This is a genomic window from Streptomyces sp. NPDC004561 (assembly GCF_053602155.1).
In genome coordinates, this window is sequence record NZ_JBSGDB010000304.1 from 1 (window position 1) to 11,158 (window position 11,158).

Consider the following 11,158-nt stretch of genomic DNA (forward strand, 5'->3'; position numbering starts at 1 on the left):
CGGGGGGGGTTGCGCGGGGCCCGCCGCGCGCCGCGCGACCGCCCGCCACCCCCCCCCCCGGCCGCGGCCGGCCGCGGGAGTGGCGGAGGACGTCCGCCGGGTGATCGAGGGTCTGCGGGCCACGGTGAACACCGGGACGCGGCTGCGGGCGGTGTTCCTGCCGCGCTCGACGGTGCGGGTGCTGTGGGCGGCGTCGGCCCGCTGGTCGGCGCTGCGAGCCCGGGTGGTGTCGGCCCGACCACCGGCACGCAAGCCCTCGGAGCAGCGCGGCTAGCACCAGCCGCCTGGACCGGCTCGACGCGCTCTCGGTCGCAGTGAGACCTCGGCACCCGGGCCGGCTCCAGGCGTTCGCCGACCTACCCGAGAGCTCCGACGCTGCGGGCGGCTCCCAGCGAGGCGTCGGCGCCCGGGCCGGCTCCAGGCGTTCCCCGACACCCCGGCGCCGCGGGCCGGCCTCGCGCGGTATCGGCCGTACCCGGGACCCTGCCGAGCCGGCCCGGTGCAGGGCGGGCGGTGGCTTTGACAGTGGTGTGGAGGCATGTGTGAGGGGCGACCACCGGATGGTGGTCGCCCCTCACGTAGGTCTGATGAGGTCCGCGGTAACGCTCAGCGGCCCTGTTCGTCCCGGCGCCGCTGCCAGCGCTGCTCGATCCGGTCCATCATGGAGCGCTTCGGCCGTACGGCCCGGCTCGCGGCGACCTGGGGCTGCTCCCCCGGCTTCGGGGCCTTGCGCCAGCCGGTGACGGCGAGCACGGCGCAGCCCAGCATGACGAGGAAACCCACCACGCTGACCCAGATCAGCTGCGCGACCATTCCGGCCATGAGGAGCGCGATACCCACGAGGAAGCCTGCGACCGCCTGGTAGACCCGCCGCCGGGTGTACGTACGCAGCCCGCTTCCCTCAAGCGCCGACGCGAACTTGGGATCTTCGGCGTACAGCGCTCGCTCCATCTGCTCGAGCATGCGCTGCTCGTGCTCCGAGAGCGGCACGGAGTCCTCCTCATCGTGCAGTCGCCGGGGGGCGACCCGGGGGGTCCCTTCAGGATAGGCAGGGAATCGCCCCCGTGAAACCCGCCCCTCTACGCCAGTTGGCCAACCGGAATCCGTCATGGCGTCCCGGCTCGCTGAGGCTTCCATTCCCCGGCGGCCGACCCGTCATGCCGGGCGGTGTACCTCGATCATACGGCGCAAACCCCTCGATCGGGGGGCTTGTGTCGTACTCCATCCGCTGCCAAGGCCCTGATCAGCGCCGGGTCCCGGCGGTGCGCTCAGACCTCGGCGGCACCCGGCGTCTCGCCCAGCACATGCAGCTGGGTGGCGACGGAGTGGAAGGCGGCCACCTCGGCCGCCGCGGCCTCCAGCTTCAGCAGGGCGTCGAGCGCGCCGGGCTCGGTGTCCACCAGGACGCCGGGCACGAGGTCGGCGAAGACACGCACGCCGTGCACGGCGCCGACCCGCAGGCCCGCGCCCTCGACCAGCGCGGTCAGCTGGTCGGCGGTGAAACGGCGCGGCATCGGGTCGCCGGTGCCCCAGCGGCCGTCGGGGTCCTGCAGCGCCTGCCGGGCCTCCTTGAAGTGGCCGGCGATGGCGCGGGCGAGCACGGCCCCGCCGAGCCCGGCGGCCAGCAGGCTGAGTACGCCTTCGGAGCGCAGGGCCGCGACGGCGTTGCGGACGCCCTCGGCGGGGTCGTCGACGTACTCCAGGACGCCGTGGCAGAGCACGGCGTCGTAGCCGCCGCGCTCGACCACGTCGAACAGGCCGTGCGCGTCGCCCTGGACGCCCCTGACCCGGTCGGCGACGCCGGCCTCGGCGGCGCGACGCTCCAGCGCGAACAGCGCGTTGGGGCTGGGGTCGACGACGGTGACGCGGTGGCCGAGGCGGGCGAGGGGCACGGCGAAGTTGCCGCTGCCGCCCCCGGTGTCGAGGACGTCCAGCGCGTCCCGTCCCGTGGCCTTGACCCGGCGGTCGAGGGCGTCCTGCAGGACCTCCCAGACCACGGCGGTACGGAGGGAGGCGCGGGGGCGCATCGGGTCCGACACGGCAGTTGACTCCTCGGCAGGGCGGACGGGCTCAGGCGACTCCACCCTATTGCCTCCGGCGCCGTACCCGGTCACCACGGCGGGGTCCGGCCGTGTCCGTCTCGCACGGCGGACGGATGGCGCACAACCCGTGGTCAGCCCGCGTCCGGGAGGTCACCACGGACTCCTGGGCCCTCCTCGTCGTCGGTGTCCTGGCGGGGCTGGGGCAGGACCGGCTGGAGGACGAGCATCCGCTCCACGATGCGCAGGAACATCGCCACGTCGCGTATCAGGTCGTCGGCGTCCCGCCGGCTCGCCGCGCCCCGGATGCCCGCCTCGGCGCGGGCCCGGCGGGCGGCGCCGGAGGCGAACAGCGCGCTCCACTCGGTCAGTTCGGGGGCGATCTCCGGAAGCACCTCCCAGGCGCTGCGGATCCGGGCCCGGCGGCGCGGCGAGGTCTCGGGGCGGCCCCGGGCGGCGAGCACGGCGGCGGCGGTGCGGAGGGCGGCGAGGTGGGCCGTCGCATAGCGCTCGTTCGGCGTCTCCAGGACGGCGGTCTCCTCCAGCGCGGCGCGGGCCTGGGCGAGCAGGTCGAGGGCGGCGGGCGGGGCGGTGGCCCGGCGGAGCACGGGGTGCACATCGCTCGCCGGGCCGGTCAGTGAGGGGGCAGGGCCGGAGGCGCGGCGCCGACGGGCGGCGGCTGCGGACGAGTTGGCCATGACGAACCTCCTGTCGTCTGGGTGACGGCACGGGTGCCGTATGTGCCCATCGTGAGGTATGGCACTGACAATCCATTCTGACCTGCGCTTTTGCCTCGATCGTAGGTTCGGGCGTATTTTTGCACTGACCAGTCAGTTCAAATTTTCCAGGCAGGGGGGCTTGTGGACGGCGTGGACGTCACGGCCGAAGGCCTTGGGCTCAGGGGGCCGCGGGGGTGGGCCTTCCGCGGCATCACCCTCGACGCGGCGCCCGGCTCGCTGATCGCGATCGAGGGACCGTCCGGCTCCGGCCGTACGTGTCTGCTGCTCGCGCTCACCGGACGGATGAAGCCCACCGAAGGGGTGGCCACCGTCGGCGAAGTCAAACTTCCCCGGCACATGGCCGCGTTGCGGCGCGTCAGCGCGGTGGCCAACGTGGCCGGGGTGACCGACCTGGAGCCGGCCCTGACCGTGGGGGAGCATCTGCGCGAACGCGCCTTGCTGCAGAGCCGGTTCGGCGACTCCCTGCGCGAGGCCCTGCGGCCCCGGACCCGGCGCACGCACGAGGCGCGGCTGCGCGTCGACGCGGCCCTGGCCGCCGCCGGGCTCGACCTGGAGACGCTGCCCAAGGGTTCCCGGACGGCCGTCCGGGACCTGGAGCGGGTCCAGGAATTGCGCCTTTCCGTCGCGCTGGCCCTGCTCGGCCGGCCCCGGCTGCTGGGTGTGGACGACGTCGACATGAAGCTGTCGGAGACCGAACGCGCCGAGGTCTGGGCGCTGCTGCGCTCCCTCACGCGCGCGGGAACGACGGTGATGGCCGTGTGCCGCACCGCCCCGGAGGACTGCGTCACGGTGTCGACCGCGGGGGACGGCAGGACGCGGACCGAACCGGACGGCAAGGCGGGGACCGGTCAGCACGGATCGGCCGAACCCCGGCCCGGCGGCGAGGCGGAACCCGAGCGGGACAGCAAGACCCAGGCCGAGCCCGGCGGCGAGGCGGAACTCGGGCAGGACAGCAAGACCCAGGCCGAGCCCGACGGCGAGGCGGAAACGGAACAGAACGGCTCGGTGCAGACCGGGCGGAAGGGGGAGGCGGATGCGCTCGCCGATGCTGGCCGCGCTTGAGCTGAGGCGCTTCGGGCGCGGAAAGCTGCCCCGCGCCGCCCTGGTGGCGCTGCTCGTGCTGCCCCTGCTCTACGGCGCCCTGTACCTGTGGTCGTTCTGGGACCCGTACGGCCGGCTGGACCGCATCCCGGTGGCGCTGGTGAACGACGACCAGGGGGCGTCCGCCGGCGGGAAGAGGGTCACGGCGGGCGACGACATCGTCGACGGGCTGCGCGGCAGCCGGACGTTCGACTGGCACGAGGTGAGCGACGCCGAGGCCCGCAAGGGCCTCGAGAACGGCACGTACTACCTGTCGCTGACCATGCCCGCCGACTTCAGCAGGCGCATCGCCTCCAGTTCCGGTGACTCCCCGGAGACCGGCGCGCTTCAGGTGCGCAGCAACGACGCGAACAACTACATCGTCGGCCAGATCTCCCACACCGTCTTCAACGAGGTCCGCTCGGCCGCGTCCGCCAAGGCGTCGCGTTCCTTCCTGGACAAGATCTTCATCTCCTTCTCCGACATCCACGGCAAGACCGTCACCGCCGCCAAGGGGGCCGACAAGCTGAACAGCGGCCTAGGGAAGGCCGAGCAGGGCTCCCAGGACCTCGCGGACGGCCTGAGGGACGCCAAGAGCGGCAGCGGCAAGCTGGTCACGGGCCTGAAGAAGCTGAACACGGGCGCCGGCGACCTCCAGGACGGGTCCCGGCAGGTCGCGGACGGCACACAGTCGCTCGCCGACAAGGTCAACGGCGTCTACGACAAGGCCGGCCCCTTCCTGAAGGACAACGAGAAGAGCATCGGGGACACCGCCCGGCTGGTCGCCGACTCGGCGAAGACCGTGAAGGACAACCTCGACGTCCTGGTGAAGCTCGCCCCGGGCGCCGCGAAGACCGCGCACGCCTCCTCCGCCGTCCTGGACGAGATCTACAAGGCGCGCTGCGAGACCGCCGCCATCCCCGACCCCGTCTGCCCGGACCTGAAGCGGGCCAGGCAGGCGGCCGACGATGTGGCCACGGTCGCCGACGACCTCAACACGCTGATCGCCGACCAGGACGGCGACCTGAAGACCATGCGGGACAACCTCGGCACCCTCCAGACGCAGGCCCAGGCCCTCGCCGAGCGCGCACCGCACCTCTCGGAGGACGTCGACGACGCCGTCAAGAAGATCAACAAGCTGAACGACGGCGCGGGGAAGGTCGCCGTCGGCGCCGAGAAGCTGCACACCGGACTCGGCACCGCCCAGACGGGCGCGACCAAGCTGGACAAGGGCATCGGCACGGCCGCGTCCGGCGCCCAGACCCTGAACGGCGGCATCTACAAGCTGACCGACGGCTCCGGGAAGCTCGCCGGCGGGCTGCACAACGGCGCGAAGAAGATCCCCGACTACGACCGGCAGGACCGCGACCAGCGCACCGGCGTGATGGCCGACCCGGTCCAGCTGGCCGCCCACGACCTGCACAAGGCGCCCAACTACGGCACCGGGTTCGCCCCGTACTTCATCCCGCTGTCCCTGTGGGTGGGCGCGATGGTGGCCTACATGCTGATCCCGCCGCTCAACCGGCGCGCGCTGGCGGCCGGTTCGCCGGCCTGGCGGATCGCGCTCGCGGGCTGGCTGCCGGTGGCCGCGGTCGGCGTGCTCCAGGTGGCCGCCCTGATGGCCGTGCTGCACTGGGCGATCGGGCTGCAGATGCTGCGGGCGGCCGGCACGATCGGGTTCCTGTTCCTGGTCACCGCGTGCTTCGCGGCGATCGTGCAGTGGCTCAACGCCCGCTTCGGCGCGGCGGGCCGGATCCTGGTCCTGGCGCTGCTGATGCTCCAGCTGACCTCGGCGGGCGGCACGTACCCCGTGCAGACCAGCCCCGGTTTCTTCAACGCGATCCACCCGTACCTGCCGATGAGCTACGTCGTGTCGGCGCTGCGCCGGCTGATCACGGGCGGCGGGCTCGGCCCGGTGTGGCAGGCGTGCGTGGTGCTCACCGCGTTCACCGCGGGCGCCCTGGCGCTGACCGCGCTCGCGGCCCGGCGCCGGCAGGTGTGGACGCTGGACCGGCTGCACCCGGAGCTGAGTCTGTGATCGCCGGGAGCGCCCCGCACGCGCGCTTACCTGTGAGAATCGGTGCCATGGAAAGCAGCAGCGCCAGGTCCGGCGGCAGCACGCGCCGCGAGGCCACCCGGCAGAAGCTCTACGAGGCGGCCGTCACGCTCATCGCCGAGCAGGGCTTCTCCGCCACCACCGTGGACGAGATCGCCGAGCGGGCCGGAGTCGCGAAGGGCACGGTCTACTACAACTTCGCGAGCAAGTCGGTCCTCTTCGAGGAGCTGCTGCGGCACGGGGTCGGCCTGCTCACCGCCTCGCTCAAGGAGGCGGCGGAGGAGACCGCGCGCCGGGGCGGCGACAGGGTGGACGCGCTGGACGCGATGGTCCGCGCGGGCCTGGTCTTCATCGACCGCTACCCGGCCTTCACGCAGCTGTACGTGGCCGAGCTGTGGCGCACCAACCGGGCCTGGCAGTCGACGCTGATGGTGGTCCGCCAGGAGGCGGTCGCGGTGGTCGAGGGCGTGCTGCGCGAGGGCGTGGCGGCAGGCGAGTTCAGCGAGGAGATCGACATCCAGCTGACGGCGGCCGCGCTGGTCGGCATGGTGCTGGTGGCCGCGCTGGACTGGAAGTCCTTCCAGCCGGAGCGCTCCCTGGACGACGTCCACGCGGCCCTGTCCCGGCTGCTCCAGGGCCGGGTCAGCGGGAAGGGCTGAGCGGGGGCGGCACGAGGAGGGCGCCGGTCCGCTCGCCGGACCGGCGCCCTCGTACTCCCCGTACTCCCCCGTACGGTCTTCCCCCGTCGGTTCCCCCGTGGGTGGTCGTCCCCGGGCCCCCGACTCGCTTCCGCCGACGGATCGGCGGGAGGAGCGGCCAGGTGGCGGGCGCCGTTCCGCCGCCCCGTGCCGGCGGTGCCGGGCCGCGCCCCCTTGCCGTGGTGTCCACTCTCCCGTCCGGGCGGGCCGCCGCCCATCCGCGAACGTACTCATCTCGCCGCCTAGGTACGGATACTCAGCCGTCCGCGCGCGAGGCGGTCCCGTGTGCCGCGGGCGTCCCGGCCGCCCGCGGACCGGATTGTCGGTGGCGGCCGATAAAGTCGCCGGCATGGCACGGATTGCGGTGATCGGCGCCGGGATGGGCGCGATGGCGGCCGCCGCCCGGCTGGCCGTCGCGGGCCACCGGGTGGTGGTGTACGAGCGCACGGACACGTACGGCGGTGCGGTGCGCCGCTTCGAGCGGGACGGGTTCGGCTTCGACACCGGCCCGGGGCTGCTGACGCTGCCCGCGGTGTACCGCGACCTGTTCGTCAAGACCGGCAAGGAGCCGCTGGAGGACTGCGTCGAGCTGGTCCAGGTCGATCCGTCCTCGCGGCATCTGTTCGCGGACGGCACCCGGGCGGCCCTGCCGAACGCCTCGCGCGCGGGCGTGGTCGCGGCCCTGGACGAGGCGCTGGGCGGGGGCGCGGGCCGGCGCTGGGGCGACTTCCTGGTGCGGGCCCGCGAGGCCTGGGACCGCACGCGCCGGCCACTGCTGGAGGAGCCGCTGTGGCCCAACTGGCAGGTACTGGCCGAGAAGGAGCCGTATCCGGCGGTGCCGCACAAGCGGCTGCTGCGCACCCGGCGGGCGGTCACGCTGGCCGAGGTCGGCGCCTGGGAGCTGCGCGACGAGCGCCTGGCGGCGCTGCTGACGAGCCACGCGCTCGCGTACGGCCTCGATCCGCGGACCACGCCGGCGAGCGCGGCCGTGCTGCCGTACATGGAGCACGCCTTCGGCTGCTGGTACGTCGTCGGCGGTGTGCGGGAACTGGCGCGTGCGGTCTACGAGCGATGCCTCGCGCGGAGGGTCGAGTTCGTCTTCGGCGCCGAGGTGACCCGCGTGCTGGAGAAGTACGGCCGGGCGTCGGGCGTGGAGTTGAGCGACGGGACTCGGGCCGAGGCGGACCATGTCGTGGCGGACGTGGACCCGGCACGGCTGTCTTCCCTGACGGAACGTCAGCTTGATGCGGAGGGTGACGTCCGGGCCGAGGCGATCGCGCGCCGCCCCGGCCGGTTCACCGTGCTGCTGGCCCTGCGCGGCGGCCGGGAGGCGGGTGCCGCGCACCGCACGGTCGTCCACGCTCCGGACCCCGTCGCCGAGCTGGACTTCCTGGCCGGTCCCGCCGGCCGCCGGCCCGTGGGTCCCACGGTGACCGTGCTGCGCCCCGGCGACCGCGCGCTCGTCCCGGACGACGCGCACGAGTCGGTGGTGCTGTCCGCCGTGGTGCCGGCCGAGGCCGGCTGGGACGACGCGGACACGGTCCGGCGCCGCGCGGACCTGGTCGTCGAGGCCGCCGAGTCCGCCGTACCCGGACTGCGCGACCGCGTCCTGTGGCAGGAGGTGCGCGCCCCCGGTCACACCGAGGACCGGACGGCTGCCCACCCGAGCACGGTGTCCGCGCCCTCGCTCGCCGCCGGCGGCGGCCGCTTCCTGCACCCGGCGAACACCACCCGGCTGCCCGGTCTGTACCGGGTGGGCGGCTGGTCCCACCCGGGCGGCGGACTCCCGCACGCGGGCATGTCCGGGGCGCTGGTGGCGGGCCTGATCGTGGAGGGGCCGGGCTTCCGCGGCTCGCAGTGACCCGGCCCGGCCTCAGAAGCGGTACTGCTCGCCGTACCCGGCGCCCGGCTGCTGGTGCTGCCCGTGGCCCTGGTACGGGTACGGCTGCTCCTGCGGGAGCTCGCCGCCGTGGGTCTCGTCGGTGCGCTGCTGCGGCACCCACACCCCGGCGGCCGGGGTCTCGCCGTAGCCGCCGGTGGCGTACGGGTCCTGGGCGTAGCCCTGCTGGCCGTACTGCTGGGCGTAGCCGGTGTCGTAGCCGGCGCCGCCGTAGGACTGGCTGCCGACGTACGGGTCGGAGTAGTTGGCGTAGCCCTGCTGGCCCTCGGCGGCGTAGCCGTAGCCCTGCTGGCCGTAGCCGGAGTAGTCGTAGCCGTAGTTCTGCTGCTCGCCGGTCTGCGGCTGGGCGGCGCCGGCGTAGGCGGTCTCGCCGTAGACGCCGTAGTTGCCGGTGTCCTCCGGCATGGGCTGCGGCTCGTAGACGGCGGTGGTCTCGGCGGCGCCGGGGCGGGCCGGGGTGAAGACGTCGTCGCGGTCGTACTCGTCGTAGTCGCCCCGCGCGCCCGCCTGGCCGTAGGCGTCCTGGCCGGCGTCCCGGTCGTCGTGGTCGGCCTCCGGGTCGGGGCCGTCCAGCTCGGGGTCGTCGCGGTCCGCGCGGCCGCGGCGGCGCTTGCTGCCGCCGGGCTCGGCCTCGGCGTCGGGACGCTTGACCGCCCAGCCGGCCGCGAAACCGCGGCGGAACGACAGCGTGACGTAGGTCTGGCCGATCGCGAAGGCGATCGCGCCCACACCGATCACGATGACGGACGGCGTCAGCACGCCGACCACGACACCGAGGAAGCCCGCGAAGGCGAGCAGCCGCCAGCGCAGGCGCGCCTTGTACTGCAGCAGCACCTCGCCCAGCAGCCACAGCGCGACGACGCCGAACGCGATGTAGAGGACCGTCCAGCCCATGTACGCCCCTCTCCCAGTGACCGCTACGCAGTGTGTCGTATCGCGGTGCGGCCGGTCTAGGCCTGCGGGGGGTGGTGCAGGCCCAGGTTCTCGTAGATTTCCAGGGTCGCCGTGGAGTTGTTGAGCGTGATGAAGTGCAGTCCGGGCACTCCCTCGGACAGCAGCCTCGCACAGAACTCCGTGGCGAACTCGATACCGATGGAGCGTACCGCCGCCGGATCCTCCTTCGCTGTGAGGATCCGCTCTTTCAGGGCGTCCGGGAAGTGGGCGTTGCTGAGCTTGGGCAGCCGTTCCAGCATCTTCACGCTGGTGACCGGCAGGACCTCCGGGATGACGGGGGTGTCGCAGCCCGCGGAGACCACACGGTCACGCAGCCGGAGATACGACTCCGGCTGGAAGAACATCTGTGTGATGGCGTAGTCGGCGCCCGCACGGCACTTGTCCACGAAGTGGGCGACGTCCGCGTCCCAGTCCAGGGAGCGGGGGTGCATCTCGGGGAACGCGGCGACGCCCACGCAGAAGTCGCCGGACTCCTTGATGAGCCGGACGAGCTCGGCCGCGTAGGCCAGGCCCCGGGGGTGCGCCACCCACTCGCCCATGGGGTCGCCGGGCGGGTCGCCGCGCACGGCGAGCATGTTGCGGATCCCGGCGTCCGCGTACTGGCCGATGATGTTGCGCAGTTCGGCGATGGAGTGGTCGACCGCGGTGAGGTGGGCCACCGGCGTGAGCGTGGTGTCGGCGACGATCTGCTCGGTCTCCTTGACCGTGCCCGCGCGGGTGGAACCGCCGGCGCCGTAGGTCACGGAGACGAAGTCGGGGGCGACCGCCTCGACCCGCCGGAGCGCGCTCCACAGGTTCCGCTCGCCCTTGGGGGTCTTCGGCGCCGAGAACTCGAACGAGTACGTGGTCTTGCCGGTGGCGAGGATGTCGCGCACGGTGCGTGCGCGATCAGTCCTGGTGGATGCGGTTCCGAGGGCCATACCCGCAGGTTAGCCAGGGGTGGGCGGTGTCCCAACCGAACCCCGGAAATTTGCCCGAATTGCCGACTTCCTGTCCACCCCTTGGACAGGAGACCGTCCGAGCCCGCGACGGCCCCGGAATCCGGGCACCCCCTAGGACTGGCGCAGCCGCTTGGCGAACTCGGCCGCGGCGGCGCCCGGGTCGCCGGCCTCGGTGATCGCGCGGACCACGACCACCCGGCGGGCGCCGGCGTCCAGCACCTGGTCCAGGTTGGCGAGGTCGATGCCGCCGATCGCGAACCAGGGGCGGCCGGTGCCCAGCGCGGCGGTGTGCCGGACCAGGTCGAGTCCGGGCGCGTGGCGGCCGGGCTTGGTCGGGGTGGGCCAGCACGGTCCGGTGCAGAAGTAGTCCACGCCCTCCTGGGCGGCGGCCGCGGTGGCCTCGGACTCGGCATGCGTGGAACGGCCGATCAGCACCTCGTCGCCGAGGATCGCGCGGGCCGCGGGGACCGGCAGGTCGCCCTGGCCGAGGTGCAGCACGTCGGCGCGGGCGGCGTGGGCGACGTCGGCCCGGTCGTTGACCGCGAGCAGCTTGCCGTGCCGGGCGCAGGCCTCGGCGAAGACCTCCAGGTGCGCCAGCTCCTCGCCGGCCTCCATGCCCTTGTCGCGCAGCTGGACGATGTCGACACCGCCGGCCAGGACCGCGTCGAGGAACTCGGCGAGGTCGCCCTGGCGCTTGCGGGGAGTTCGGGGGTGCTGGGGGTGCCGTGTCGGCGGTGGGTTTGTGGTGGG

General features: G+C 73.6%; 11 protein-coding genes. 5 read left to right on the forward strand and 6 right to left on the reverse strand.

The features are described 5' to 3' along the window. The first annotated feature begins 100 nt into the window (after nt 1–100). A complete protein-coding gene (locus ACWEN3_RS31075; protein WP_452977389.1) occupies nt 101–274 on the forward strand; it encodes a hypothetical protein in 174 nt (57 codons plus the stop codon). 332 nt (nt 275–606) lie between these two features. Here the strand turns inward: ACWEN3_RS31075 and ACWEN3_RS31080 are convergent, their stop codons facing one another. The 3 genes from ACWEN3_RS31080 to ACWEN3_RS31090 all read right to left on the reverse strand — a co-directional run bounded on the left by ACWEN3_RS31080 (nt 607) and on the right by ACWEN3_RS31090 (nt 2,737). Next, nucleotides 607–990, reverse strand: a complete 384-nt coding sequence (locus tag ACWEN3_RS31080) for a DUF3040 domain-containing protein (protein ID WP_452977391.1) — start codon at nt 988–990, stop codon at nt 607–609. A gap of 278 nt (nt 991–1,268) precedes the next feature. Further along, entirely contained in the window at nt 1,269–2,039 is a 771-nt protein-coding gene (locus ACWEN3_RS31085; RefSeq protein WP_452977393.1) for a methyltransferase, read from the reverse strand. Nucleotides 2,040–2,173: 134 nt separating this feature from the next. Beyond that, nucleotides 2,174–2,737 (reverse strand): SAV_6107 family HEPN domain-containing protein, encoded by a 564-nt coding sequence (locus ACWEN3_RS31090; RefSeq protein ID WP_452977396.1) that lies wholly within the window; start codon nt 2,735–2,737, stop codon nt 2,174–2,176. A 162-nt stretch (nt 2,738–2,899) separates the two neighbouring features. On the opposite strand from ACWEN3_RS31090, the gene ACWEN3_RS31095 reads away from it, so the two are divergent. From ACWEN3_RS31095 to ACWEN3_RS31110, 4 genes are all read left to right on the forward strand, one after another. Continuing rightward, nucleotides 2,900–3,841 (forward strand): ATP-binding cassette domain-containing protein, encoded by a 942-nt coding sequence (locus ACWEN3_RS31095; RefSeq protein WP_452977398.1) that lies wholly within the window; start codon nt 2,900–2,902, stop codon nt 3,839–3,841. After that, nucleotides 3,813–5,897, forward strand: coding sequence for a YhgE/Pip family protein (locus ACWEN3_RS31100; protein ID WP_452977401.1), 2,085 nt, complete (start codon nt 3,813–3,815; stop codon nt 5,895–5,897). Before ACWEN3_RS31095 ends, ACWEN3_RS31100 begins: the two co-directional genes overlap by 29 nt. A gap of 47 nt (nt 5,898–5,944) precedes the next feature. Beyond that, nucleotides 5,945–6,574 carry a TetR/AcrR family transcriptional regulator gene (locus ACWEN3_RS31105; RefSeq protein ID WP_452977403.1) on the forward strand — a complete coding sequence of 210 codons (630 nt, stop codon included), beginning with the start codon at nt 5,945–5,947 and terminating at the stop codon, nt 6,572–6,574. 388 nt (nt 6,575–6,962) lie between these two features. After that, the gene (locus ACWEN3_RS31110) at nt 6,963–8,474 is read left to right on the forward strand and encodes a phytoene desaturase family protein (RefSeq protein ID WP_452977406.1); all 1,512 of its coding nucleotides are present in this window, start codon (nt 6,963–6,965) and stop codon (nt 8,472–8,474) included. Nucleotides 8,475–8,486: 12 nt separating this feature from the next. Here the strand turns inward: ACWEN3_RS31110 and ACWEN3_RS31115 are convergent, their stop codons facing one another. The 3 genes from ACWEN3_RS31115 to thiE form a co-directional block, all read right to left on the reverse strand. After that, nucleotides 8,487–9,407: an SCO2102 family sporulation regulator gene (locus ACWEN3_RS31115; protein ID WP_452977409.1), complete on the reverse strand. Its 921-nt coding sequence runs from the start codon at nt 9,405–9,407 to the stop codon at nt 8,487–8,489. A 56-nt stretch (nt 9,408–9,463) separates the two neighbouring features. Then, nucleotides 9,464–10,387, reverse strand: coding sequence for a methylenetetrahydrofolate reductase [NAD(P)H] (gene metF / locus ACWEN3_RS31120; protein ID WP_452977412.1), 924 nt, complete (start codon nt 10,385–10,387; stop codon nt 9,464–9,466). Between the two features lie 132 nt (nt 10,388–10,519). After that, on the reverse strand, nt 10,520–11,158 hold a 639-nt coding region (thiE, locus tag ACWEN3_RS31125; protein WP_452977414.1), incomplete at its 5' end, for a thiamine phosphate synthase.